This window comes from Neptunomonas sp., from assembly GCF_016744175.1.
In the GTDB taxonomy this organism is placed as follows: domain Bacteria; phylum Pseudomonadota; class Gammaproteobacteria; order Pseudomonadales; family Balneatricaceae; genus Neptunomonas.
In genome coordinates this window covers 1-26,585 of the sequence record NZ_JADGEV010000039.1, presented here as the reverse complement: position 1 = coordinate 26,585, position 26,585 = coordinate 1, and the positions used below count along the sequence as shown (strand labels likewise).

27 protein-coding genes are annotated in these 26,585 nt (G+C 43.7%); 15 read left to right on the top strand and 12 right to left on the bottom strand.

The window, feature by feature from the left end; all coding sequences use genetic code 11:
• Nucleotides 1–60: 60 nt before the first annotated feature.
• A complete protein-coding gene (locus QZZ55_RS15435) occupies nt 61–1,227 on the bottom strand; it encodes a PQQ-dependent sugar dehydrogenase (RefSeq protein ID WP_293268306.1) in 1,167 nt (388 codons plus the stop codon).
• Nucleotides 1,228–1,412: 185 nt separating this feature from the next.
• Between QZZ55_RS15435 and QZZ55_RS15430 the strand changes: the two genes are divergently transcribed.
• On the top strand, nt 1,413–2,150 hold the full coding sequence (locus tag QZZ55_RS15430; RefSeq protein WP_293268305.1) for a dienelactone hydrolase family protein: 738 nt from the start codon (nt 1,413–1,415) through the stop codon (nt 2,148–2,150).
• A 107-nt stretch (nt 2,151–2,257) separates the two neighbouring features.
• Here QZZ55_RS15430 and QZZ55_RS15425 read toward each other — a convergent pair whose 3' ends face one another.
• The 7 genes from QZZ55_RS15425 to QZZ55_RS15395 form a co-directional block, all read right to left on the bottom strand.
• A complete protein-coding gene (locus tag QZZ55_RS15425) occupies nt 2,258–2,605 on the bottom strand; it encodes a RidA family protein (RefSeq protein ID WP_293268303.1) in 348 nt (115 codons plus the stop codon).
• Between the two features lie 64 nt (nt 2,606–2,669).
• Nucleotides 2,670–3,797, bottom strand: coding sequence for an FAD-binding oxidoreductase (locus tag QZZ55_RS15420; protein ID WP_293268301.1), 1,128 nt, complete (start codon nt 3,795–3,797; stop codon nt 2,670–2,672).
• Nucleotides 3,794–5,287 carry an NAD(P)/FAD-dependent oxidoreductase gene (locus tag QZZ55_RS15415; RefSeq protein ID WP_293268299.1) on the bottom strand — a complete coding sequence of 498 codons (1,494 nt, stop codon included), beginning with the start codon at nt 5,285–5,287 and terminating at the stop codon, nt 3,794–3,796. The genes QZZ55_RS15420 and QZZ55_RS15415 overlap by 4 nt, the downstream gene beginning before the upstream one ends.
• Entirely contained in the window at nt 5,280–5,654 is a 375-nt protein-coding gene (locus QZZ55_RS15410) for a (2Fe-2S)-binding protein (protein WP_293268298.1), read from the bottom strand. Before QZZ55_RS15410 ends, QZZ55_RS15415 begins: the two co-directional genes overlap by 8 nt.
• 169 nt (nt 5,655–5,823) lie before the next feature.
• On the bottom strand, nt 5,824–6,816 hold the full coding sequence (gene dctP / locus QZZ55_RS15405) for a TRAP transporter substrate-binding protein DctP (protein WP_293268297.1): 993 nt from the start codon (nt 6,814–6,816) through the stop codon (nt 5,824–5,826).
• 28 nt (nt 6,817–6,844) lie between these two features.
• Complete coding sequence (locus QZZ55_RS15400; protein ID WP_293268295.1) at nt 6,845–8,143, bottom strand: TRAP transporter large permease; 1,299 nt, start codon at nt 8,141–8,143, stop codon at nt 6,845–6,847.
• A 1-nt stretch (nt 8,144) separates the two neighbouring features.
• Nucleotides 8,145–8,615, bottom strand: coding sequence for a TRAP transporter small permease subunit (locus QZZ55_RS15395; protein WP_293268293.1), 471 nt, complete (start codon nt 8,613–8,615; stop codon nt 8,145–8,147).
• A 251-nt stretch (nt 8,616–8,866) separates the two neighbouring features.
• Here QZZ55_RS15395 and QZZ55_RS15390 point away from each other — a divergent pair, with 251 nt between their 5' ends.
• The 4 genes from QZZ55_RS15390 (at nt 8,867) to QZZ55_RS15375 (ending at nt 13,700) form a co-directional block, all read left to right on the top strand.
• Nucleotides 8,867–9,784, top strand: a complete 918-nt coding sequence (locus tag QZZ55_RS15390; protein ID WP_293268292.1) for a LysR substrate-binding domain-containing protein — start codon at nt 8,867–8,869, stop codon at nt 9,782–9,784.
• Between the two features lie 105 nt (nt 9,785–9,889).
• A complete protein-coding gene (locus QZZ55_RS15385; protein WP_293268290.1) occupies nt 9,890–10,627 on the top strand; it encodes a DUF1223 domain-containing protein in 738 nt (245 codons plus the stop codon).
• 146 nt (nt 10,628–10,773) lie between these two features.
• Nucleotides 10,774–11,349: a glutathione S-transferase family protein gene (locus QZZ55_RS15380; protein ID WP_293268289.1), complete on the top strand. Its 576-nt coding sequence runs from the start codon at nt 10,774–10,776 to the stop codon at nt 11,347–11,349.
• A gap of 155 nt (nt 11,350–11,504) precedes the next feature.
• Entirely contained in the window at nt 11,505–13,700 is a 2,196-nt protein-coding gene (locus QZZ55_RS15375) for a transporter substrate-binding domain-containing protein (RefSeq protein ID WP_293268288.1), read from the top strand.
• Between the two features lie 42 nt (nt 13,701–13,742).
• Here QZZ55_RS15375 and QZZ55_RS15370 read toward each other — a convergent pair whose 3' ends face one another.
• Entirely contained in the window at nt 13,743–14,048 is a 306-nt protein-coding gene (locus QZZ55_RS15370) for a hypothetical protein (protein ID WP_293268287.1), read from the bottom strand.
• A 256-nt stretch (nt 14,049–14,304) separates the two neighbouring features.
• Here QZZ55_RS15370 and modA point away from each other — a divergent pair, with 256 nt between their 5' ends.
• The 5 genes from modA (at nt 14,305) to QZZ55_RS15345 (ending at nt 19,000) form a co-directional block, all read left to right on the top strand.
• Nucleotides 14,305–15,036 carry a molybdate ABC transporter substrate-binding protein gene (gene modA / locus QZZ55_RS15365; RefSeq protein ID WP_293268286.1) on the top strand — a complete coding sequence of 244 codons (732 nt, stop codon included), beginning with the start codon at nt 14,305–14,307 and terminating at the stop codon, nt 15,034–15,036.
• Between the two features lie 11 nt (nt 15,037–15,047).
• Nucleotides 15,048–15,716 (top strand): molybdate ABC transporter permease subunit, encoded by a 669-nt coding sequence (modB, locus tag QZZ55_RS15360; protein WP_293268284.1) that lies wholly within the window; start codon nt 15,048–15,050, stop codon nt 15,714–15,716.
• The gene (gene modC / locus QZZ55_RS15355) at nt 15,713–16,789 is read left to right on the top strand and encodes a molybdenum ABC transporter ATP-binding protein (RefSeq protein WP_293268283.1); all 1,077 of its coding nucleotides are present in this window, start codon (nt 15,713–15,715) and stop codon (nt 16,787–16,789) included. The genes modB and modC overlap by 4 nt, the downstream gene beginning before the upstream one ends.
• On the top strand, nt 16,790–17,917 hold the full coding sequence (locus tag QZZ55_RS15350; RefSeq protein ID WP_293268282.1) for a DUF3524 domain-containing protein: 1,128 nt from the start codon (nt 16,790–16,792) through the stop codon (nt 17,915–17,917).
• 120 nt (nt 17,918–18,037) lie between these two features.
• Nucleotides 18,038–19,000, top strand: coding sequence for an MBL fold metallo-hydrolase (locus tag QZZ55_RS15345; RefSeq protein WP_293268280.1), 963 nt, complete (start codon nt 18,038–18,040; stop codon nt 18,998–19,000).
• A gap of 68 nt (nt 19,001–19,068) precedes the next feature.
• On the opposite strand, the gene QZZ55_RS15340 is transcribed toward QZZ55_RS15345, so the two are convergent.
• A complete protein-coding gene (locus tag QZZ55_RS15340; protein ID WP_293268279.1) occupies nt 19,069–20,556 on the bottom strand; it encodes a helicase HerA-like domain-containing protein in 1,488 nt (495 codons plus the stop codon).
• A gap of 304 nt (nt 20,557–20,860) precedes the next feature.
• On the opposite strand from QZZ55_RS15340, the gene QZZ55_RS15335 reads away from it, so the two are divergent.
• Nucleotides 20,861–21,058 (top strand): hypothetical protein, encoded by a 198-nt coding sequence (locus tag QZZ55_RS15335; RefSeq protein ID WP_293268278.1) that lies wholly within the window; start codon nt 20,861–20,863, stop codon nt 21,056–21,058.
• Between the two features lie 235 nt (nt 21,059–21,293).
• Complete coding sequence (locus QZZ55_RS15330; protein ID WP_293268277.1) at nt 21,294–21,590, top strand: c-type cytochrome; 297 nt, start codon at nt 21,294–21,296, stop codon at nt 21,588–21,590.
• 58 nt (nt 21,591–21,648) lie between these two features.
• On the opposite strand, the gene QZZ55_RS15325 is transcribed toward QZZ55_RS15330, so the two are convergent.
• Both QZZ55_RS15325 and pomA read right to left on the bottom strand, forming a co-directional pair.
• Nucleotides 21,649–22,587 (bottom strand): flagellar motor protein MotB, encoded by a 939-nt coding sequence (locus tag QZZ55_RS15325; protein WP_293268276.1) that lies wholly within the window; start codon nt 22,585–22,587, stop codon nt 21,649–21,651.
• Nucleotides 22,588–22,599: 12 nt separating this feature from the next.
• A complete protein-coding gene (gene pomA / locus QZZ55_RS15320) occupies nt 22,600–23,355 on the bottom strand; it encodes a flagellar motor protein PomA (RefSeq protein ID WP_293268275.1) in 756 nt (251 codons plus the stop codon).
• Nucleotides 23,356–23,545: 190 nt separating this feature from the next.
• On the opposite strand from pomA, the gene QZZ55_RS15315 reads away from it, so the two are divergent.
• Genes QZZ55_RS15315 through QZZ55_RS15305 form a run of 3 tightly spaced genes read left to right on the top strand, consistent with a single transcriptional unit; the run spans nt 23,546 to nt 26,431 of the window.
• The gene (locus QZZ55_RS15315; RefSeq protein ID WP_293268273.1) at nt 23,546–23,785 is read left to right on the top strand and encodes an exodeoxyribonuclease VII small subunit; all 240 of its coding nucleotides are present in this window, start codon (nt 23,546–23,548) and stop codon (nt 23,783–23,785) included.
• 4 nt (nt 23,786–23,789) lie between these two features.
• Entirely contained in the window at nt 23,790–24,674 is an 885-nt protein-coding gene (locus QZZ55_RS15310; RefSeq protein ID WP_293268272.1) for a farnesyl diphosphate synthase, read from the top strand.
• Complete coding sequence (locus QZZ55_RS15305; protein WP_293268271.1) at nt 24,674–26,431, top strand: 1-deoxy-D-xylulose-5-phosphate synthase; 1,758 nt, start codon at nt 24,674–24,676, stop codon at nt 26,429–26,431. The genes QZZ55_RS15310 and QZZ55_RS15305 overlap by 1 nt, the downstream gene beginning before the upstream one ends.
• Nucleotides 26,432–26,585 lie beyond the last annotated feature (154 nt).

Sequence of the window (26,585 nt, the reverse complement as noted above, 5' to 3'; positions counted from 1 at the left end):
GAAACTCAGTCGCTCAGTTTTTTATAGCCACAACCCCCAATAGTCTGAGTTTTCCGCAACCTACATTCTTCGAAGCCTGAATAATGCAGAAGGAGTTCCGTCACTACTAATATAGATAGCACCATTGGGCCCAACCGCCACACCAACAGGCCGAGCCCAGCGCGAGCCATCACTGAGTTGAAATCCCGTTAGCACATCTTCCACACCCCTCGGTTTACCTTCATGAAAGCGCACCATCACTAGCTTAGGAGGACGTCGGCTCGCTCTGTTACCTGCATATTGGGTTGCCCAAGACCCGTGTAAAGCCACCAGCGCATTTCCAGACAACTCATTCTCCCTTTTATCTATAGGAAAAAACGCTACTGCCATAGGCGCATTACGGGCAGGAAAAGTAGCCACAGGTATTTTGACATCGTTTAAAATGTGAGGTGGTGTTCTACTAATGCAGTTATCTCTTTTGATCTGGCTGCCATCATATTGATACCACGGCATGCCATGAAATGAGTTTGTGGTTAAATGCGCAAACTGCTCCGGCGGTTGCTCAAAACCCCAATGATCCGGCCCGTTATTACTGGCATAAAGCTCCCCATCATAAGGCGACCAATCAAAGCCCACAGGGTTGCGTAAACCGCTGGAATAAGTCTCCCATACCGGTGAACTCACTTCATTGAGCACCATTACACCACCCCGTTGATTTTGCATAGCGTAGCCTGAGCCCAAATATTCATTACTACAATTTCCAGAGATACCTAAACTCAGGTAAATACGCTGATCAGGCCCCACTTTCACCGTCCGGCTACTATGTCCACCAACCGGTAACCTTGTTACCTTTTGCAACCCATGAATACGTAAAGCATCGGCTGATGTGTACTGACCTTGGTAAAGGCCCTCCTCACTTGCTATAAACATTTGATCACCTCTAAAGGCAACACTATGTGGGTACCTAAAACGAGAATTAAGCATTTCAACTGTCTTATAGGGTGGCGCTAACCGGTATACATTGCCTGACCGAGACCCTGCAAACAAACTGCCATCTGGGTGAAAAACCAACATCCTTGGCCGGTCAATATCTGTCGTTAACACCTCAAGAATATAACCTTGTGGAACATTAGCGTTATAAGGAATGCCGTTTACATTAATTGTTTGTGGCTGAAGAAATAATGCTTCAGCAGGGGTTACAAACAGCACCACTACACTGGCCAACAAAAATAGTTTTAGTGGCTTCATACAAATACGACCCCTCTGCATTTGATACGTTATTCAACGTAATACATCCCTTGAACTCAACTGATGGCGACTGAAAATAACTAGTTATTTCAGACCCAATCGTATTACACTCAATTTTCAACACGAACACCTCTGCAGTAACGAGACCCTTTTTATCGAAAAAGATCAAGCACTGGAGGTCTTTCATGAAAACACACCTTATTGCCCTACTCGGTTTAATTATCTCATGTTCTGCTAACGCAGCAGGACAACACCTAAATTATGATGTGAATGGTAAATCTTACCAGGGTTATTACATCAGCCAGGCTTCAGACGCCCCGCTTGTTTTACTTATTCACGACTGGGATGGCCTAACAGACTACGAAATAACACGCGCTAACATGCTCGCCGACATGGGATACTCAGTCTTTGCAGCTGACTTATTTGGAACCGGAATACGCCCCACAAAAATGCAGGACAAACGCCAACACACGGGCGAACTGTACAAAGATCGTACAAAAATGAGAAATTTGTTAACCAGTGCATTGAATATCGCAAAAGCACAAGGTGCTAATACAAGTAATACGGTTGTCATGGGGTACTGTTTTGGCGGTGCTGCGGTTTTAGAAATGGCCAGATCAGGTGCTAAAGTCAAAGGATTTGCCACATTTCACGGCGGACTATCTACTCCCAAAGACCAAAACTATAGCCAAACGGAGGGCAAACTACTGATCATGCATGGCAGTGCAGATACTGCCATTACCATGAGCAGTTTTGCAGCGTTAGCGACTGAGCTTGAAAGTAACAAAATTGACCACGAGATGATTACCTACAGTGGCGCACCACATGCATTTACCGTTTTCAATTCTGATCGTTACAGAGAAGATGCAGATAAAAAGTCGTGGCAACGTTTTACAGATTTTCTAAGTGAAGTAACACAATAAGGTAGTTAGAAGTACACAAATAAAAAAACGCCCTGCTTTAGCCGCGCGTTTTTATACTAGAGCCTTACTAGGTGTTACTTATATCCAGTACCATTTACTCTACGTATTTACTGAGCAGCAATGACCGTTAATTCAACTAGCACATTAGGTCTTGCCATATGTGTTTCTACACATGCGCGGGCTGGTTTCGGCTTATCGGCAACCCATTTATCCCAAACTTCGTTCATTTGGGTGAAGTCCTTCATATCACGTATATAGATAGTAACTGACAAAATTCTTTCAACAGAAGACCCCGCCTCTTTCAATAAATCTTCCACTTGTTGTAAACAGCGACGAGTCTGCTCTGCTATATCCCAGTCATCACTGCTAGCCGTTTGACCGCACAGATAAATAGTATCGTTATGCTTAACGATTTTGCTCATACGTGCATTTGAGCCAATACATTCAATTGTCATATTCAGTCTCTTTAAATATCAGGTTTACGATAAACTAACTACTACTCACTCTTCAGAACGTGGCCTATAGTACTTTGCGTTCGTAGCGATTAATCTTAAAAGGATCTAAATCAAAACGGCTGTGACCTTCACAAATCAGGTCAGCCATTACCTGCCCTATAACCGGCCCTAACTGGAATCCATGCGCAGAAAATGCAAAGGCATGATAAGCATTATTGCTGCGGGTACTTTTACCAATAACAGGCAAATTGTCTGGCATATAGGCTTCTAAACCCGACCACATCCGGTTGATACAGGCGGTTTTCATAATAGGGAAAAACTCGATTGCGTTGTGTGCACCACTGGCTAACAAGCTGTAATCCAAACGTGTTGTGTTGTTAGCGCGATCAGCAAAACCTTTAGCTCCACCACCAATTAATACCGTGCCATTCTCAAACTGTTTGAATGACAAGGGGCGGCTAACAGCACCGACAACCGGTGTGGAAAAGTGCGGCATTCGCGCCGTAATCATCAGCATCGGTGCACTGTATGACATGGGTACATTATCGCCGATCATTACTGAAATCAGATCAGCCCATGCGCCAGCACAATTTACTAGGTGCTCTGCTTGATACTGCTGCGTAACGGTAGATACCAACCAGCTGTTACCTACTTTCCTAATCTGCTGTACTTGTTCACCTTCACAGAACATTGCACCCTTGCGCTCTGCAGCAACACGAAAAGCCTGGGTCGAGTGAAATGGAATTGCGTAACCATCTTGTTCGGATACCACACCACCAACACAGTGATCAGCAACGTGCGGAAGCCTCTCACGTAGCTCTTGTTTATCTAGCATCACTTCGTGAAAATAACCCAAGCCATGCATCTGCTGCTCGCGACTACGTAATGCGTTCAAGTCTGCCTCATCCGCCGCAACATTGATCAACGAGCGCGCCCTAAAACCTGTATCAGCATCAAGTTCGTCATCAAGTTGATGCCACATTTTCATCGCAGCTTTACTCAGTTCAACTTCTGCAATATTGCGCCCTAATAGACGAACCCCTCCGGCATTCACGCCTGAGGCATGCCGCGACACAGTGTCTTTTTCAAGCACAATAACTGATATGCCTCGTTGAGCTAGATGATAAGCCGTAGATGAACCTTGAATACCACCACCAATAACTAACGCATCACTTTTATGAATAGCCGTCATTGTGCTTTCTCCTGAAGGCTACTGCCTTTTTCACAAGAATCTAACTCTTCAGAATTAACAGCAGTAGGAGTAACTGTAGGCTTAACATCGGTAAAACGACTTAACTCTTGTAAGGTAACTAATCGCATTGGCGTACGTAACCGATAATAACCGACATCGTCAACGGGTTCGTTCCTCCAGTCGGCTAACAACTCACTAACGGTGTGGCCACACATGCGCCCCTGGCACGGCCCCATACCACAGCGAGTCTGGCTCTTCAGCTGGTTAGGCTCTCGCCCTCCCTGCGCAAAGCCTTGCTTTAAATCTTTAACCGTACGCTCTTCACACCGGCACACAATAGTGTTGTCATCCACCGGTTTACGATGTTGATCTATAGGCTGATATAAGCAGTCTATAAAGCGACGAAAATGCTGTTGGCGAGCCATAAATTTCTGATCATTAGCGGCTTCAGTTACAGCTTGCGGCTCGCTCATCAGCCCAATATTCACTAACTGCCCTAGTGCACAGACCCGCCCCATAGCAGCCGCTGATTCGGCACCGACAATGCCACTGGAATCACCGGCTACTGATACAAAACCTTGTGAACTCTGACCCCAGTTGTTGGTGGTTGGTTTCCAGCATAACTGTTGCACACACCAATGGTGCTGCAACCCAAGCGCTCGAGTCATGTTTAAATTAGGGATCACACCCTGATGCAAAAAAACATGATCGCAAACAATCTCATGAGAAGTACCTGACACGCAAAAAGATACTCCGGCGGCAGCGTCATCCCCCATGACTTTTAGGCTATCTGCAAAACGATACACTTTAGTACCTGACTTGCGAATTTCATTCATCAAGCCAAGGCCTTTAATCAACATAGCAGGAGCACTCAACGCACCTGTTACTTCAGACATAGAACGTACATAATTTTTCTTAGGCGTTGTATCCACCAGCGCTTTAACCTTGACGCCAAGGCGCAGGTACTGAGCCACTATCAGATACAACAACGGCCCTGTTCCAGCAAACACGGCACCATCTCGTACGATGCCATCGGATTTAAGCATAACCTGTGCGCTACCCGCAGACATGACACCGGGCAAATGCCAGCCTGGAATAGGAAATGGACGCTCCATAGCACCGGTTGCAACAATAACTTGTCGAGCGGTGAGCCGCTGCGTTTCTCCTTCTAATGAGAACAGGACCTCACCGTTATCACCGACATGCCACACATTAACACCTCTAATATGCTCAGCTTCACTGCGCTTAAAGGCAGCAGTAATCTGGCTGCCTTTAAGATAATCGTCACCTAAAACAGCAGGCTTAACCAAGGGGCTTGCATCTACATTACGGTAAATCTGACCACCGCTACGCGGCTTATCATCTAACACTACAACACGAGCACCCGCTGCTGATGCAGTAATCGCAGCAGACATACCCGCAGGGCCCGCACCAATAATGGCAATGTCATAACTGTTATTGAAAGAAAGAGCCGTAAGAGTATTAGCCATGATTCCCTCCCACATTCTCAGTTAATGTTTCTATAGCATCTGAAGGCAGAGGTGCTGAAGGAATAGGCAATAAAGTTTTTTCTGTGATTTCTTGAGAGCGTACATCCATACCCTCTTTCACTTCATAAATGCACGCTTGTTGATTTGGCATCCCGTTAATTTCGACCATACATTCAAAGCAAACGCCCATCGCACAATATGCCGAACGCGCTTTAAGGGTTACTGGAGATAGTCGAGTAATAGTTTCACCTGCCAACGCCATAGCAGCCCATACTGTCTGTCCTTGGGGTGCTTTTACTAACGTGCCATTAATTGTCAAATTGACAAATGCATGCTGACTCTGCTTGCCATTTAGTGAACGAAACATATCCCCATTCCTATCTTCAGTGGCAGATTTTGGGTAAAAAAATCCCGGCGACATAACCTTAAAAAATGTCGAAAACTCATATACATAGTTAATAGCGACCGACAAAGGCATGACGCCGGGTAAACACTCATGGAAAAAACGGTGCTAACAGCAGTGTTAACTACAACCCTTAGTTAGCGATCTTGTCTAGGATCCCCTGTCCCCATTCAGCACCAACATCTTCCAGAATTTGTGGCCATACTTCAGCCCGTGCTTTTGCAGCCGCAGCAGCTAACTGGTCATCGGTTACCTTAACGATGGTAGCGCCGTATGCCTCAAGCTTCTTTTCATTGGCTGTCTGATCTGATTCAGCTTTAGCCCAGCGACGCACTTCAAAATCTGAAGCAGCTTTACGTAATGCCGCTTTATCGTCGTCATCCAAGTCAGCTAAAGTTTCAGAATTCACGATCATGTACCACACTTCAAAATGGGTATTAACTGGAATATAGGTCTTGGTTACATCACGAAAAGAAGCGTAATACCCTTCTGCACCCGAACCAATGACGCCATCAACAACACCTGTTTGCACGGCAGTAAACGCTTCCGAAAATGGGATAGGGGAGCTGATATAGCCCAGAGCATCAGCTGTTAGCTGAAAGCTTTTAATTCCTGGCACACGTACTTTAATGCCTTTCGCTATATCAGGGTTGCCTGGCGACACCGCTTCACGGTTTAAGGCTACACCGCCAAAATAGACTGGGTATGCAGCCAGCATCTCTATATCTTGCTTTGCATATAGATCTTTCATAGCTTTGTTGATTGCACCACCTGGACCATAGATTTTCTGTGCTTCTTTCCAGTTAGCGGCTACATACGGAAATGCACTGATCTGCATTTTGCGTGATGCGGCTGTTGCAGCAGGCTGAACTGCCATATCAATAGCACCAATAGAAATACGTTCTTGTACCGTTGTGTAATCACCCAGTGCGCTTGCAGCAAAGATTTTTAATTTCAAATCCCCACCCGTCGCTTTTTCGATATCAGCTGAAAGCTCTTTAAGTTCCAGATCAATCGTCGCGCCCTGAGGGCGAATATGGCTAATCTTTAGCTCAGCGGCCTCACTAATAGTAGTGAATGCTAAAGTACTCGCTAGTACTGCTGTGGTTAAAAGTGACTTTTTCATTACAGAATCCTCTTTCGTTTTTAGATTTTTAATAGCCAAAGAAGTTAGGCAAAAACATCGATAGGTCGTCCCAGAACGATGTCAGGAAGACTACTGGCAGGTAACCAGTAATAATCAGTAGCATGGCAGGACGGATAACTTTGGTTACCGGCACCTTACCAATACGGGCACCGAGGTACAGGATTGAAGCGTAAGGCGGCGTAACACCACCCATCGCAGTATTCACTCCCATAATCGCAGCAAACTGAATAGGGCTGATGCCAAGCGCGCCCATCAAAGGCAGAAGCAGCGGTGCAATCAGAATAATAGCGGTGACATCATTAACAACCATGCCGACCAAGAAGAGCAAAATATTGATCAAAACTAACAAAACAGCTTTGTTTTCAGTAATTTCGAAAATTGATTCAACGATCGCCTGCGGTACGCTTTCTACCACGAAGATCTGTGACAAAATCATGCTGAACAAGATCATCAACATAATAGTTCCAACAGAGGTTGATGCTTCTTTTGCCGCTGCTAAGAATGTCTTTAAATCAAGTCCTTTATAAATCCAGAAACCTACTGGTATGGCATAAATAACTGCAACAGCCGCCGCTTCAGTCGGTGTCATAATGCCACCGTAGATTCCTCCCAAAATAATGACAGGCATCAGCAACGCAGGAGTCGCATTAAAACCGCGCGTCGTTGCTTCAGCAACAAACGCTTTGCCTTTTAGGCGCTCATTCAAAACCAAAGGAAACTTTCGTGCTAACCAAATGTTAACCACAGAGAAGTTAAACATGATCAACAAGCCAGGACCGAGAGTCGCCAGAAAACAGGCCAAGATTGATGTATCTGTCACCCAACCATATACAATCATGGTGACGCTTGGCGGGATTAGCAGCCCTAATAACGAAGCGTTTGCGATAAGCGCTGTTGCATATTCTCGCGGATAACCCTGCTTCTCCATCTCTGGAATGAGAAGCGGTCCAATCGCCGCAACACCCGTTAAGCCCGAACCTGAAATAGCACCAATCAATGCACAACTAACCGTTGCAACTACACCTAGGCCACCACGTAAATGCCCCACAAAAATATTAACAAAGTTAAGCAAGCTAGCGGCTATACCACTCACGCTCATGATGGTGCCGGCAAAAACAAACAGCGGTATCGCTAGTAAAACTGGGTTACCTAGCTGCTGAAACCCCCACAGCATGTTACCTTTCATGATGACATCACCTAAGTAGTACATCACCATCAGGCCTGCGCCAAAGCAGTAAGGAAGCGGCAAGCCCAAGGTCAACACAATAACCAGAACAGCCACTGCTATCAGTGCAACTTCAATCATTTTATTGCTCCTTATCAGTAGTCAGGTCGCAGATGTGGTTCCACAAGTGCCACGCGGTATAAAGCATCATCAAAATCATGCCCGTCAACAAGGCCACATCCATATAGAAAGTGGGAATATAGAGCGTCGGGCTCTCTTTCCATACACGCAGAGAATACTTAGTGAAATCCCATGCCCAGTACGTGAGCCAACAACCGATAACCAAACTAAGCACCTCACCGGTAATAGCCAATACAGTGACTTGATGCTTGGTCTTTAAGAAGATTTCCAACACGTTAGCCCGAATATGCGTATTCTCACGCGAAGCATTCACCGCTCCTAACATGTACAACCACAGCGTCGGATACAGCAGAGTCTCTTCCAACCCCATGACTGGAATTTCAAGCACGTAACGTGTGATTACTTGGATAAACTGACCACCTGCTACCAGACAGATAAGTCCGGTTAGTAGATAGCTAGCAAATTTGTTCATCAGGAAGCTCCTCACCACATTTCTTATCATTATTCGTAGGGTCATAATTACAACCCAAAGGTATAAAATCAATTTCAAAATATTGATACATCCATAATATTAAATTATGGATATTGGTTATCTTCTTGCATAACATAGAGTTAAGTTTTCCAAATTTAAGCCACAGCTTTAATTCCTTTACTAAGGTATGGTTAACGTTCGGATTTTTAGCCATGCATTGACGAATACTTGTACAAAGAAGGTAGCTAACAATGAATATCACCATTCGCCAACTTCAGTGTTTTCGGGAGGTCATGCGTACAGGGTCTATCTCAGAAGCTGCACGAACGTTACAAAGAACCCAACCGGCTGTCAGCAATATGATTGCTACACTGGAAGAAGAGCTAGGCGTTGAGCTATTTGAAAGACAGCGAGGGAGGCTCATAAGAAAGCCAGAAGCGCACTACTTTCTTGAAGAAGCCGAGCACATTTTAAATCGCCTTAATAAAACCTCTCGCACCATGAAAGAGATTGCAGGGCTTGAACAAGGGCGCCTACGCATTGCTTGTATGCCGGCTGCGGCCAATTATCTCATGCCAAGGTTAGTCGCTGACTTTGTACGAGATAAACCCAAGGTCAATGTATCAATGATGATGCGCGCCTCATCCGTCATCGAAGGCTGGGTGACATCACAACAGTATGATGTTGGACTAGCTGAAACACCGCCGCCCAACAGGGCCTTAACAGCGCAAACCTTCGAGTTACAATGCGTCTGTGCACTTCGTAAAGATGACGAGCTAGCAAATAAAGAATTCCTTACTCCACAGGATCTCTCAGAAAGCCCGCTTGCTACATTAGAAGAGGATCACCCCAATTATCAATCCACACTGTCTGCTTTTAAAACAACAGGAGCAAAATTCACACCCCGATTTGAACTAAGGAATTTTCAGCCAGCATTAAAGCTAGTAGAAGAGGGTTTATGCTACTGTATTTGTGACCCAATGACGGCCAGCGGCTACCTGGATCGCTTTGACGATAACGCCAAACTAACCTTTCGACGCTTTACTCCCGATATCTTGCTGTCAGTTTCAGTACTCACCCCTGCACACCGGCCAGCATCCGTTTTAGCTAGTCGTTTTACAAGCATTCTGGCAGAGGAGATTGAACGAATGAATGAACAATTCAAATGATCAAAAGAGAAATTTTCACATTGCTGAACTCTCTTGTTTATCACCTGTCATAAAACTATATAAAAAATACGCTTCAATCTGTTGATCGAACCACGAGAACACACTATGACTCATCCTTTTGCTTATGCAGGCCTTCTTTTCATGGCCAGTGCTGCACTCCCTTTAACTGCATCTGCTTCACAGCTTTTTGAACAATCAGGGACAGTACCACAGCTTGTTGAGTTATATACATCAGAGGGCTGCTCTAGCTGCCCACCCGCTGATCGTAACTTAAGCACGTTACTTAGTGACCCTGAGCTATGGACTAAGCGGCTCCCCGTAGCATTTCATGTTGATTATTGGGACTACATTGGCTGGAAAGACAGCTATGCAAAACCTCTATTTACTGAACGTCAGTACACATTAAAAAAAGTAGGCGCAATAGACAGCATTTATACACCAGGTTGGGTTGTCGACGGCAAAGAATGGCGGGGGTTTTTCTTAGGCCAGAAGTTACCCGCAGCCCCCACCCGCCAAGGCGGCCACTTAACAGTAAATGTAGATGATAACCAACAGATCTCTATCAACTATAAAGATGGCCAAAGCACACCATCAGATTTGACGGCACACCTTGTTTTAATGACGTTTGACCAACGTTCAAACGTTACTTCAGGCGAAAACAAAGGTAAAAACATGGTGCATAACTTTGTTGCTGTTCAAAAAGAACATCTACAGCTTCCAACTCAAAGCACAAACATATCGTTACCTAACCTCGATGCATCACAACGCCAAGCACTTATCGTATGGTTAACTTCAGCTGACAACGCACAACCAATCCAAGCAACCGGAGGCTGGTTAGAATAGCAAAACAGGCACAGCCAATTGCTTACCTGGCGATATAGTTTAAGAATGCACGTTCCAGAATTATCATTTTTAAGCTATAAAAGAATACGAAAGCTAATAACAGCACAAATAGCTAACTAACTTACAGCCCCCTTTCAGGAGAAAGCATGAAACTCATTGGCTCAGGTATGTCACCCTATGCACGCCGTATCCGCTTGTTTTTAGATGGAAAAGATTATGAATTCATCAATTTGAACATATATACACCCGAGGGTCGCGAAGCGCTTGCTACCTACACGCCAGCAATGAAGATTCCTGTTTTAATTGATGATGGGCAGAAAATTTATGACTCCCGCGCTATCCATCGTTATTTGGCAAGAAAACATGAAGAAAAATCAATAAGTTGGGATCAGGAAAATCTGTTAACCCTCATTGATGCAGCAAACGATTCTTTTGTAATTCTCTTAATGGCAGCTCGCTCCAACATAGATACCGACGCTGATGCACTTATTATTAACCTCCAAAAAGAACGTATAGAAAGAACAATGCCGCTTCTAGAGAAAGCAATGGCTGAAGGGCAGTTTTCATCTTGGGATTATCCTTCTATTTGTCTTTTTTGCCTCCTCGACTGGGTTCACTTTCGCGAATTATGCGACCTTTCACTTTACCCAAAACTATCGGCATTTCGGGTTGCGCAAAGCACTAAAACAGTGATTGAAGAAAGCAACCCACGTAACGGCTAGAAACCACCCGTCTAACACGTGTTTTAAAACGCAATGCGTAAGCTCTCATTTGCGATTGCGTTTTAAACATCTAATTTTTTTAGCAATCTATTCCATCTATTTCTTAAAACTAAACTACAGTTATAAGTGATAAATAATCATAGCATTGGTCATACATGAGTCAGACACTGTTTGAGAACAGAGTAAGCCGTAAATTTGTAGTCTACCTATGGCTAGCGGGCTTACTGTTTTCTTTCTCTAATCATAGCTTTGCTGATATTGAAAAAATTGTCTTATCTGCTGAAGAAAAAACCTTCATTCAAGAACACCCTACAATAACCCTGGGATCAGACAAGTCTTGGGAGCCTTATATCATTGTAAGCCCTGATGGAAACATTACAGGTTACGATGCAGAAATATTAAAAAAGGTAAACCAGCTCACAGGCGCTAATTTCACCTTAGCTGTTGGAAAATGGGCAAGCATGCAGGCAAAAGCTAAAGTCCATAAAATTGATGGGCTTAGCACAGGAACCGCTGCACCAGGAAGAACCTCTTATCTCAACTTCAGCACACCTTATTTAACATTACAAAAATCTGTGTTTGTTTCGACAGGTAACCCGCAAAGCATTAAGAAACCTGAAGACTTACAAGATAAAACAATCGTTATACAAAAAGGGAATCTTGCTGATATAAAGCTAGCCAAGCAGTATCAAAACACTCACATTCTTTATGTCGATACCGTTGAAGAGCTTTTTTCTGCCTTATCAACCGGTACTGCCGATGCGACCTTTGGTAACGGTGCAACGCTTTACCTAGCCAACAAACTAGGCATGCCATACTTACATATAGCTTTTCACCTTCCCCAGCAATTAGATCTGGTGTTTGGTATTCGAAAAGATTGGCCCTTAGCAATTTCCATCATGAATAAAGCCTTATCAACACTCAGTCAACATGAAAAAGTTCGCATACAAACTCGCTGGTTTAGTGCACAGCCAATATCGCAAGTAAAGAATATTCAAAAGGGGGTAACACTCAGTGCTTACGAAAAATATCTCGTTGAGCAAACGCCTTCCATTCGCATGTGCGTAGGACCAAACTGGTTACCTTTTACCTTTATAAATGAAAATAAAATATACCAAGGCGTCACTGCCGATTTCATGGCCATCATTAGTGAACGCCTCTCAACAAACTTCACTCTCGTTCCAACCTCAAACTGGAGTGAGTCAATCGCCCTAATGAAAGAAAAGTCCTGTGATGTTATTACAGCAATAACCCCCACAGAAGCTCGCAGGCAGTTTCTTACCTTTACACAACCAGTACTTACGTCTCCCATTGTATTGGCAACAAGACAAGATCAATTCTTTATCAAAGATATCAATAATATAGGCAAAAAACCTGTTGCCGTGATAAAAGATAGCTCTGCAGCAAGTTTAATAAAGCCATACTACCCTCAACTAAACATTGTTGAAGTTACCTCTATTAAAGAGGCTTTAAACAAACTCAGCGAAGAAAAAGTATTTGGTTATATCGATTCTCTTGAAGTGATTGCTCACAATGTAAATAAAGAAAACCACCTTAATATAAAAATTTCCAGCACTCTTCCTATCGCATTTGACCTTGCTATCGGTGTACGGAAAGATAATGACTGGCCAGCCTGGGTCCCCATTTTTAACAAAGTGATTGAAAGTATTTCTGATGAAGAAAAAAGGCAGATTCTAAACCGCTGGGTGGGTATCCAATACGAAAAAGACGTTGATTATAATTTTATCTGGAGCACTTTAGCTGTCATTGCTGTTTTTATATTTTTAGGTATTTATCGGTATCAAGTTATTGCAGGCTACAATAAAAAACTAGAAGAGTTAAACCAAGAGCTTGCTAAACAAGCCATGACAGACCAGCTCACACAACTTCCTAACCGTTATTTATTAGACAAGGAAATACAACGAGTAACGGCAACCTCCAAACGCTACGGAGAAGTTTTTTCCATGGTGTTATTTGATCTGGATTACTTTAAAGAGATCAATGACGAGTATGGGCATCAAAAAGGCGATGAAGTGCTAATACATGCCACACATGAAATGAACCAAGCTACTCGGGATGCCGATTTGCTAGGCCGCTGGGGAGGTGAAGAGTTTTTACTAGTATGTCCGAAAACTGATTTACAAGGCGCTATAAAACTGGCCCATAAAGTACGTGAACATTTAGCACGACAGCGCTTTATAGCCGACCGGCAAATAACCGTCAGTGCGGGTGTTGCAGAATTCCATGAAAGTGAAAACTACCAATCAATGCTCAAGCGTTTAGATGATTCACTTTATCTTGCAAAACAAGCAGGTAGGAATACCGTCCGGTACAGTGATATTAAACAATAGAGACAAAAAAACCGGCCTAAGCCGGTTTTTAAAAATCACAAATTACTTACCCATTTTCTGCATTTCTTCCATTGCATTTTTGCTAGCTGAAGTTGCTAGAGCTGTAAAAGCTTCGCCCTGAACTTTTAGCATTTCGAACAATGCAGTGTTAGCAGCAACGTTGAATTTAACAACGTCTTCTGGAGTTTTAAGCTCTTTAGCTTTTTCTACTTCAGTTTTGAAGAAAGAAGCTAGATCTTCGCCTGCTTTTTTCTGTAGTTCAACAGACTGGTTGATTGTAGCAGCCTGAAGAGTCATAAGAGTTTTAACAGCTTCTAGAGGCTTCTGCATATCGATGTTGTTAGTCATGGTGTATATCCCCGAAATAATTAATAATTAATGGTGCACTGCACAATGATGATCATTCTAAACATTTACAGCTGGGTGTCAACAACTTTGTTGCACTGCAACAAATCAATCATAACCTCAATGTCTCATACCTTTATGACGAGAATATGACCACTCCTGCTTCACTACGGCTAATTAAGTATGCTTAACCATTCGCATAAGTGGATTTTCTAACTCAAGTGATTATATTAATGACCTCAACCTTAAAGGCTTTGCCATGAAAGCACTTGCTACCACATTACTATTGAGTTTCTTTTCTGGATCCTTATTTGCAGATAACATACGTATTGCAGTAGCATCCAATTTTACTGCGGCAGCTAAAGCACTCGCTGTATCCTTTACTGAAAGAACAGGCCATCAAGTGCAAGTTAGCTCAGGGTCAACAGGAAAGCTTTATATACAAATACGCCAAGGCGCTCCATTTGACTTACTCTTAGCCGCCGACATAGAGCGCCCACAGAGACTTCACACTGAAGGCTATGCAACCAACAGACCCTTTATCTATGCAACAGGGCAGCTTGTATTATGGAGCCGCGATCTTTCCAATATTGTCGATGGAATAGATATTCTAAAGAGCGATTCAATAAAACGTCTTGCTATTGCTAACGCTAAAACAGCACCCTACGGTAAAGCTGCTCAGCAGGTACTGGATAACTTAATGGCAACCCGAAGAACGTGGAAGCTCATCCGGGGCGACAATATTGCACAAACGTACCAGTTTGCTGCCAGTGGTAATGTAGACGCAGCCTTTGTTGCACGGGCACAAACAGTATTAGATAAACGAGGGTATTCATGGGCTGTGCCTCAAGTACTTTATAACCCTATTCATCAGGGCGCTATAATACTCAAGCATGCTGCTAATAAGCCTGCAGCAAATGCTTTCTATCGATTTTTACAGTCTGATGAAGCAAAATCAGTTATTCAACATTACGGTTATATTACAAAGTGATTACAAAATAGATGTTAGATGCCATTCTACTGACATTAAAACTCGCCACCCTGACCACCTTCATATTGCTAATAGTCGGCATACCTCTGGCGTGGTGGCTTGCTCGTTCACGTGGACTAGTGAAGGATATGGTAGCAACATTAGTCAGCATGCCTTTAGTATTGCCACCGACTGTTTTAGGCTTTTACCTACTGATATCTCTAGGCCCAGACAGCCCATTAGGTAACCTCCTTACTTCCCTTTTCGGTGGGCCACTTACTTTTACCTTCAGCGGCTTAGTGATAGGTTCTGTAATTTTCTCACTACCTTTTATGGTGCAACCGCTACGCAATACCTTTGAGTCTATTGGCACTCGCCCTTTAGAAGTAGCGGCGACATTACGTGCATCACCTCTGAATACCTTCTTTTCTGTCGTACTCCCACTATCAAGGCATGGGTTGCTTACTGGTTCGATCATGTCTTTTGTACATACCTTAGGGGAATTTGGGGTTGTATTGATGATTGGAGGCAACATCCCAGGAGAAACCAAAGTCTTATCGATTGCTATCTACGACTATGTTGAATCTTTAGAGTGGGCTCAAGCACACCTAATTGCCGGCAGTATGCTCTGCTTCTCTTTTATAGTCATACTCAGCATGACGCTATTAGAGCGCAATAGCCGAAAAGGAAGTGGGGCATGAGCAAAGGGATACAAATTCGTTTTCAAACGCCGCTCGAGCACTTCGCATTAGATGTAGATATAAGTATTCCTGCTACGGGAGTCACCGTATTATTTGGTCCCTCAGGTTGTGGTAAAACCACACTATTAAGATGTATTGCAGGACTGCACAAAGCGGAACAAGCTCAACTGAGTATTAATGATCATATTTGGCAAGAACCTGGCTTTTATCTTCCAGCCTATAAACGAAAAGTAGGTTATGTATTTCAGGAGCCCAGCTTATTCCCTCACTTGAATGTCACAAAAAACCTATTATTTGGGCAACGTCATAGTAAGAAAACAAGCCAACTTTCATTGGAAGAGGTAAGCCAATTACTAGGCATATCACACCTACTACAACGTATGCCTGATAAACTATCAGGCGGCGAAAAGCAGCGTATTGCGATTGGACGCGCTCTTCTCTCTGACCCTGAAATATTATTAATGGATGAGCCTCTATCTGCCTTAGATTTCTCCACTAAAGCAGAGATTATTCCCTACCTAGAGCAACTACATGAGCGCTTATCAATCCCCATTATTTATGTAACGCATGCACTTAGCGAAGTAAAAAGCATGGCGGAACACATAGTGTTACTAGAAAAAGGAAAAGTAACAGCTCAAGGCCCACTAAAAGAGATGCTGCTTGATCTAACGGCACCGCTTGCACGCTTTAGTAATGCAGGTTCCTTACTTGATGCCGTTGTCAGTGATTACGACACACACTATGACTTAACAGAGTTTAGCGTTGACGGTGGAACTGTCACTGTCCCGGGCGCTGTTGGTCCAATAGGTACGACCAAACGTATCCATTTGAGCGCAAACCACATTAGTCTTACTCGAACCCCTGCTGATGACAGCACTATAGTAAATATACTCCCAGTTACGATATTAGAGATTGAACAAGCCAGCACCGCACAATGCAATGTGCGTTTACAATTAGGCGAGCATAACCAAATATTGGCGCGTATTACTCGGCGCTCTAAAGATATCCTTGCACTTAAGGTTGGCAATAAAGTATTCGCCCAAATCAAAGGTGTTTCATTGGTTAAACTATAAATGCGCATTCTTCTTCTATCAGCCTATGACGCTGACAGCCATCAATATTGGCGTAAAGGACTGGTCACAAACTTCCCTGAGCACCAATGGGCCATTTTGAGCTTACCTGCCCGGTATTTCTCATGGAGGTTACGAGGCAATAGCCTTAGCTGGGCATTTGGAGAGTCAGCTCACCTGTTGCAACAACCGTACGATTTGATTATTGCCACATCAATGACTGACTTATCTAGCCTTCGGGGGTTTGTCCCTGCGCTTAGCCACATTCCGACGCTGCTGTATTTTCACGAGAACCAATTTGCTTATCCTGAGTCAGGAAAAGAGTTTAAAAGTGTTGAACCGAAAATACTGAATGTATATTCAGCACTGGCTGCCGACCATATTGCTTTTAATACACACTATAACCGCAACTCTTTTATTGAGGGCGCCAGCGCTCTATTAAAAAAACTACCCGACCAAGTACCTTTGGGGTTAACCGCACGTTTGCAGAAAAGCTCTAGCGTCTTAGCAGTCCCACTGAACGGTGATTGCTACCGAAAAGCCCGAAAACAAGCAGGCCCATTACATATAGTATGGAATCATCGTTGGGAGTTTGATAAGGGTCCCGAGCTTCTTTATAACGCATTAAAAACGCTTGATAATGATGGCGTAAATGTCACCTTCTCAATTGTGGGTCAACAGTTTCGACGAGCCCCTGAGGCCTTCAACAATATAAAAATGCAATTTCCTTCATTACTCAAACACTGTGGCTTCATAGAGTCAGCCGCAGAATACCGCCAACTACTACAAAATGCTGATGTCGTGTTATCAACCGCCCTACACGACTTCCAAGGCATCGCTGTACTTGAAGGAGTAGCCGCGGGCGCTCTCCCAGCAGTCCCTAATCGATTAGCTTACCAAGAGCTATTTAGTGAGCAGTATCGATATTTTTCGCAAGACCAATCAACAGACCCGACCGAAGAAACACACTCCTTGGTCAACATGCTGAAAAAACTCGCTACACATAAAGAGAACAACACACTACCCACAGCACCAGATATTGACACTTTTAACTGGCAGCATCTTAAACCCCAATACCAAGAACTGATGGATCTAACTATTGAACGCTTCTCAATAAAACTCATAGACTAAAAAGCCTTCAACATTAGGTCTATCCCATATCAAAACACTTGCCTTTTAACTTATTTAACCCAATCATTAGCAAAAACTAATGTACAACCTGTTAAATAATAAAATCAAAAGGCTTTCGTTATGTTGCAAACAGTCAAATCTTTGAGCTTAGGCCTAGGCCTACTCGTTACCTGCAGTCTTACTACAGCTGCAACGCTCGCTGACCGCTACCCTGAATCATTACTCTATGACAAACCCATTGAGGTAGCTGATAACGTCTGGTCAGCCATAGGCCAAACTCAGTACTACAGTTATGAAAACGCCGGTCACAATAACAATCTATCTTTTGTCATCGGTAACGATGCCGTTCTGGTTGTTAATGGTGGCGCCTCTTATTTGCTCGCAAAAGCTCTGCACGATGAAATTAAGCAACACACCAACACCCCCGTTAAGTTTGTCGTTGATGAAAATGGGCAGTCGCATGCCATGTTAGGTAACAACTACTGGAAAGAGCAGGGAGCAACATTAATAGCTCACAGCGACGCTGTAGAAGAAATTGAATCACATGGAGCTGATGGTTTATCAAGCCTACAAACAATTCTCAAAGAGCGCGCAGAAGGCTCTCGTCTTGTAAAAATCGACCAAACCTTTGATGATAAAATGACACTAGATTTAGGCGGTATTAGTGCCGAACTCATTCACTTTGGCCCGGCCCATTCAGCTGGAGACATCTCTGTTTATATTCCTCAACGTAATGTAATGATCGCTGGCGATATTGCTTTTCACACACGCTTACTACCCATTTTCCCCGATACAGATACCGCCTCTTGGTTGGAGACCTGGAATACAACCTTTGCAAAATTTGCTCAGAACAAAATTATAATACCTGGTCACGGCGGACCTACCGACTTTGCAACAGTGGACCAATGGACACGCGGCTACTTGGAATATATACGTGGAAAAGTAGCGGTGTTGATTGAGGAGGGTGGCAGCCTAGAAGATGCTTACCAAATAGACCAAGCACCTTATCAGCATCTAGAGACATTTGAAGAACTTGCTGCTAAAAACGCAGGCCGCGTTTTTGAAGCAATGGAATTTGAATAAAAAAGAGTTTGAACAATAAAACAGATAACCGTCTGAGCACATCAGCGCAGACGGTTAGCATTAGTGGCTTACTTCATAAAAGAACCCAAAATACCTCGCAATAGACTTTTACCGACACTACGGCCAACACTACTACCAATACTGCGCACTACACTTTTTAGTAAAGCTTCAGTAACTGATTGTCGATTTCTGCCCGAGGAGCGACTTTTACGGTTATTTTTTGCATCCTCCTTCTCTTGAGCTTCACGCGCCTCTTCATCTTCATCTGCTTTTAAACGCGCATCAGTTCGCTCAAGTAATATCTCATGCGCTGAGCGAGGATCGTAAGCCACAGCATAACGACGGTGCATACTACTGGTATCAATAACTGCTTGACGCTCCTGATCGGTTGCAGGCCCCATACGTGAACAGGGAGGGCGAACCAAGGTGCGCTCAACAATGCTCGGTACTCCATCTTTCAACAACACAGACACTAACGCCTCACCGACACCCATATTGGTAATGACTTCAGCCGTATCCAGCTTAGGGTTAGGACGGAAAGTTTGCGCTGCTACACGAACAGATTTCTGATCTTTAGGCGTAAAAGCACGTAACGCATGCTGCACACGGTTACCTAATTGGCCTAAAACACCTTCAGGAAGGTCACTCGGACTCTGGGTAATAAAGTACACACCCACCCCTTTTGAACGAATTAAACGTACGACTTGTTCAACTTTTTCGACCAACACTTTAGAGGAATTGTTAAATAGCAGGTGCGCCTCATCAAAAAAGAACACCATCTTAGGTTTATCCGCATCCCCCACTTCTGGAAGGTTTTCAAATAACTCGGATAACAACCACAGTAAGAACGTAGAATACACACGAGGGCTTAAAATCAATTTATCGGATGCCAGCACATTAATCATACCGCGACCATCACGGTTCACTTGCATCAAGTCTTCGAGTACTAAAGCGGGTTCTCCAAAGAACTGATCCCCACCTTCTCGCTCCAACATCAACAAGCGGCGTAGAATTGCATTGACCGACGCTTTAGAGACAGACAAGCGTGTGCTGATTTCTTTACCATGCGCAGCAATAAATTCTAATGTGGTACGTAAGTCATTAAGATCAACCAGCAGTAACCCTTCATCATCAGCAAACTCAAAAATAAGCGTGAGGATACTTTCTTGGGTTTCGTTAAGGTCTAGCAGGCGTGAGAGTAGCTGCGGCCCCATCTCCGATACAGTTGAGCGAACAGGTGTACCTTGATCACCAAACACATCCCAAAACGCAACCGGGTAACCACGTTGGAAAAAACTTTCGATCTGAATTTTTTCAACTCGCTCATCAACCTTCGGATGAGGCTTTCCTTTTTGGCTTAATCCCGACAGATCACCCTTAACATCGGCAAGAAACACAGGCACACCTAGATCAGAAAATCCTTCAGCGAGGCACTGCAACGTCACAGTTTTACCCGTACCTGTCGCCCCAGCAATCAAGCCATGGCGATTAGCATAACGAGGGTTTAAAAATACCTTACCGCTTTCACAGCCACCGATCAGAATACCTGTTTCCATTATGTTCCTACCCTCTGCCTTTTGTTAATACCAACTATCATATTACCAATAGCTAAAGAACAACATAAGCCAAATTTATAACAGCTTAATTCCACATATTTTGAGAAAGGAAACACAACCCCTATAGAATTCAGATGTGTGACACCTGCTTACAACTTATTCACTGATGGATTATTTGCGAATCGTCACTACCCCCAATCTATGAAGAACTCCCTATAACAATTCAATAGCTATCATGCACTGACATAAAATTGTCACAATAATCATGCATCATGAGATAGTTAATTAAATAAGGAAAATAAAGATGGAACACCATCATATAGGCGTTCAGTTGAAGCAATTACTGAAACGCGGTTATTCGATATCTGATGCAAAAAAACAACTAAGAGCACCGCTTGATATTAGCGAAGAAGTTATTCGCGAAGTAATGGCCGACAAGCAATCTGAACAAACAATATTACGGAGTCAGTGCAACCAAGCATATTACGCTATGCGCCTCTAAACCACACAGATGAGCATGGTGCCACATAAAAGCCCCTATACAACGTAGATGACAGTTTGTGCCGAAAGCTTGATATTTGTCATGTTATTCGCCGCTTTCTTCCATCAAACTTGTCATTCATGGCATATTAATACCACTTCATCTATTTACTTAAGTAGGATGAACGACCTAAACTGCCGTCCATTATTTTAATAATCTTACTTCTAATGACAAGTAAACCAATAAGGGTATTACTATGAAAAAGGCTTTAATTCTAGCAGCAGCTGCTGCATTGATGCTTCCTGTTGCTGCAAACGCTGAACGTACTGGCGAAGAAGTGTACAAAACTAAATGTTTCGTATGTCACGACTTTGGTGTCGCTGGCGCGCCAAAAGCAGGAGACACTGCGGCTTGGGCTTCACGCGTAGCAAAAGGCGCTGATGCACTTTTGGTAACCGCTAAGTCTGGTATCGCTGCTATGCCACCAAAAGGCACCTGCATGGACTGCACTGATGCAGAACTAACAGCTGCAATTGAGCATATGACTAAGTAATTTTTGCTGTATAAAAAAACCGCCATCTGGCGGTTTTTTTGTCCTTTAAGAAACTGCCTTAGAAAATCTCATTGGGTGCTAATCGCTCACCTTCAGAGTCACCCAACCCTCGAGCCTGAATCTTCTCCAGTAGTTCCTTGTCTTTGCCTTTTTGAATAACTATTTCTACACGCCTATTTATAGCGCGGTTTAAAGCAGAGTTATTCGGTACTAGTGGCTTGCTATCTGCATGGCCAATTATCTGATATTGCGATTGATCTATACGTGAATCATCAAAGAGCTCATTAGCAACCGCCAGTGCACGTGCAGATGATAAATCCCAGTTAGACTGAAAGGATCTACCCGAATAAGGCACGTTATCAGAGTGCCCTTCAATGGATACCCCTCCTTCGACCTCTAGCAAAATATCACGAATTTTTGCCATCACTGGGATGTATGCAAACTTCAAAGCGGCTGACCCCGAAGAAAAAGATCCTTTTTCTTTAACGCGGATAATTATCTTCCGCTCATCCGTTTCCACTTCAACACTCCCATCGCCAATTTCTTGCGCCAAGGCTGTTGCAAATTTCACGGCTTGCTCTTTTGCTTCGTCTTCCATCTGCTGTTGCATTTGTGCTAATTGTTCAGCTTCACCTTCTTGATTGTCCAGATTCTCAGATTCACCTACTTCTGAGCGAATATCCAACGTATTCATATCATTATTGACGGTCATCTGCCGAATTTCATTTATAGGTGTTGGTTCAGGCCGCCCAGGGCTAAACTCTTGAGCAATAATAGAGGTACCCTTTGGAATATCCTCTACTTTTATCTCATTTTGCACACCAAAAGCTTCGCGCATTGAGCCTGCTAACTGCTTAAACTTCAGTACGTCCATCTCTGAGAAAGAGAGCAACAATACGAAGAAGCACATCAGCAGTGACATCAAATCTGCAAATGTAGCTAACCAACCAGGTAGCCCCGCAGGGCATGGTGGGCAATCTTGTTCTTCATCACTCATGATTCAAATCCTCTAACTGGCCACAACCCGTTTTTTCTCAGGTAGGTAGTTTCTGAGCATTTGTTCAATCACACGAGGATTTTGGCCTGCTTGAATCGCCAATAAACCATCAATTGTTAGTGCTTGATTAAGTGCTTCTTCATTTTTACGAACACCCAGCTTATCAGCCATGGGTAATACAATCATTGTTGAGATCATTGCACCGTATAGTGTTGTTAACAACGCCACCGCCATTGCCGGCCCAATTGATTTAGGGTCACTCATATTAGAAAGCATCTGCACTAGGCCGACCAAGGTTCCAATCATTCCCATCGCAGGAGCAACATCCCCCATCGCCTTGAATATTTCGCTACCAAATTCATGCCGGTCATAAGTCAGCTTCATCTCTTTATTCAGCAGTGTGCGTACAATCTCTGGATCATGCCCATCGACTAGCAACTGAATTCCACGCTGCATAAAATCTGTGCTAACCGTTTTATCTTCTAGCGAAAGCAATCCACCCTTACGCGCAGCATCGGCTAACTCAACAGTCTCATTGATGATATCTTCGGGGCTAACCGATTTAAACATAAATGCTTTAGCTGCTATTTTTCCAGTTGCCAGAAATTGACCTAACGTAAATTTCATTAGTGCAACTAATAATGTTCCCCCAACAACGATAAGCAAAGAAGGAGGGTTGATAAAGGTACCGACATCACCACCTGTGACCATTGCTGCGATAACAATACCGAAGCTGCCTACCAATCCGACGAGCGTCGCTATATCCACACAAATCTCCTTTTACATCAAGCTAATGACTGTTTGTCTGTTATGTTTTAGAGGATAATACCAGAATAGATGACCGGTATATCTACAGACATAGTTTTAAGTATAGGTTTATGTCGGCAGTTTTATGAATTGATTTACCTCTAGTTTTAAATTCATTTGTTTCACGGCTCATATAGTACGGAATTTAATAATGCCTCGTAAAAAGAAAACACCTGATTTTGAGCAGTCTCTGGCAGACTTAGAGTCTTTAGTCACTCAAATGGAGCAAGGCGACTTAACGCTAGAAGCTTCCCTTAATGCCTTTGAAGAAGGCATTAAACTCACACGTGAGTGCCAAACAATGCTCGACCAAGCTGAACAAAAGGTTCATATTCTCACGACTCAAAGCGGTGAATTAAAAACTGAACCCTTCAATACAGAACAGGAATAACCCCGTGGCATTGCAAATCGTCATTAAGGCATACCACCATCGTGTAGATGAGCAGCTCAAAACTTCGCTCGCGCATACTAGTATAGAACCCCTTCTACAGGATGCCATGCGGTATGCATTATTTAATGGTGGAAAAAGGGTACGACCGTTACTTGTTTATTTAGTTAATCAGTTGCTTAACGGCGATGTAAATCAAGCAGATACACCCGCTTGTGCTATCGAATGCGTGCACAGTTATTCTTTAGTGCATGATGACCTTCCTGCAATGGATGATGATGAGCTACGTCGCGGCAAACCCACTTGCCATATTGCATTTGATGAGGCGACTGCAATTTTAGCGGGCGATGCGCTGCAATGCTTTGCCTTTGAGATATTAAGTTCAGTCAATAGTAAAACGAATGACAGTACCAAACTAAAAATGATCTCCGCGCTAGCAAAAGCCAGCGGAGACAGAGGCATGGTGGCCGGCCAAGCATTTGACTTAAGGCATGTCGACAAACCACTCTCACTAGAACAACTTAAGCATATGCACGCCCACAAAACCGGAGCTCTGATTAACGCCTCTATTGAGCTTGGTTACCTATCTGCAGAGTGTGAAGACGCTGCTATAAAGTCGGCCTTGTTCGCTTACGGTGATGCTATCGGGCTTGCTTTCCAAGTCAAAGATGACATCCTAGATATTGAAGGCGATACATTAACGCTTGGCAAGCCACAAGGGTCTGACCTTGAGCAAAACAAACCAACCTATCCTGCACTGTTAGGCATGGAAGGCGCTAAAGCTAAGTTAGATAATTTACACAAAGCCGCGTTAGATGCCCTTATGCCCTTTGGCGAACAGGGAAAAATGCTAAGGGAATTGGCAGACTACATTGTTCACCGGTCTTACTAATGTTTACGAATATACCAACTGCCAGACCCACTACGCCGTTACTGGATACCATCAGTTCACCAGCGGATCTTCGTAGTTTAGCTGATACCGAGCTACCTGAAATCGCAGAACAACTGCGCGCTTTTTTACTCTATAGCGTCGGCCAAACGGGTGGACATTTTGGTGCGGGCTTAGGTGTTGTCGAGCTTACTATTGCTTTGCATTATCTGCTTGATACGCCTACGGATCATGTAATTTGGGATGTTGGCCACCAATGTTACCCGCATAAAATACTGACTGGCCGCCGTGAACAGATGTTAACCATTCGGCATAAAGATGGTTTAGCACCATTCCCTCGACGCGAAGAAAGCCCCTATGATGATTTTGGTACTGGGCATTCAAGCACCTCTATCAGTGCAGCGCTGGGTATGGCTGTCGCAGACCAACTAAATGGGAAAAGCACTAAAACAGTTGCTGTTATCGGTGATGGCGCTATGACCGCAGGTATGGCTTTTGAAGCACTGAACCATGCAGCCCACACAAACGCTAACATACTAGTAATTCTCAACGACAATGATATGTCGATATCTCACAATGAGGGCGGGCTAGCAACCTACTTAGCAAAAAACCTTAAGCTCACTAAAGGTAGCCGTAGCGCAACAACCGCAGCATTGTTTGAAGCACTTGCTTTTGAATACCAAGGACCTATCGATGGTCATGACTTCAACACCCTTTTACCTGTATTGAAAGACGCCCTAAATAAGCCAGGCCCACAGTTTTTACATATCACCACACTAAAAGGGAAAGGCTTTTTACCCGCAGAGGCAGATCCTGTCGGTTATCACGCCATTACAAAGCTTGAACCGATAACGTCAGCTCCAAAATCTAAACAAGCCACCTTCGCCAACAACTTTGGCCTCTGGCTATTACATAAAGCACAGCAAGATGAAAAACTGGTTGGTATCACTCCAGCCATGCGTGAAGGCTCGGATTTAATTGCTTTTTCTAAGGCTTTTCCTAAGCGGTATTTCGATGTAGCGATTGCAGAGCAGCATGCTTTAACATTTGCAGCAGGTTTAGCCTGCGCTGGAACGAAACCCGTAGTGGCAATCTATTCTACTTTTTTACAGCGTGCTTATGATCAGCTAGTACACGATATTGCCATTCAATCCTTAGACGTATTATTAGCAGTGGATCGCGCAGGGTTAGTAGGTGAAGATGGAGCCACACACGCTGGCAGCTTTGATATTGCAGCTATGCGCTGTATCCCTGGAATGGTAATAATGACCCCTGCCGATGAGCAAGAGCAATGGCTAATGCTTAACACAGGCTATAACTACACAGGCCCAGCGGCTGTTAGATACCCTCGAGGTAGCGGCTCTTGCCCAGAACCTATTCGCAACGATGAGACAATACCGATAGGCAAGGCAAGGTTACTGATATCAGGAACATCCGGCACTGCCGTTCTTAATTTTGGCCCACTCCTTTCTGAAGCGAAAGAGCTAGCAATAAAAGAGCAGCATACACTGGTAGATATGCGCTTCGTTAAGCCGCTCGACACTGAACTGCTCAGCATTTTGATGAAAACACATCAGAAATTTATCAGTATTGAAGACCATGCTGTACAAGGCGGCGCAGGTTCGGCAGTAGCAGAATTTACTGCTCAGTCCAATTGGCAAGGTTCATTAAAGATACTTGGCATTCCGGATCAATGGGTCGAACACGCAACTAGAGAGTTTCAATATTCCGAAAATATTCTTAATATATATCGTCAATAATTTAGGGGAAAGCCTTCCCCCTAAATTGGCATTAAGAAATCACTCACTAGTATCATCAACAAAATGATGCTCAGTCATCATATGACCCATTTTTCCCATTTTAGTGGCAAGGTACTCTTCATTATGGCGATTCTTTCCTACCTGTAACGGAACG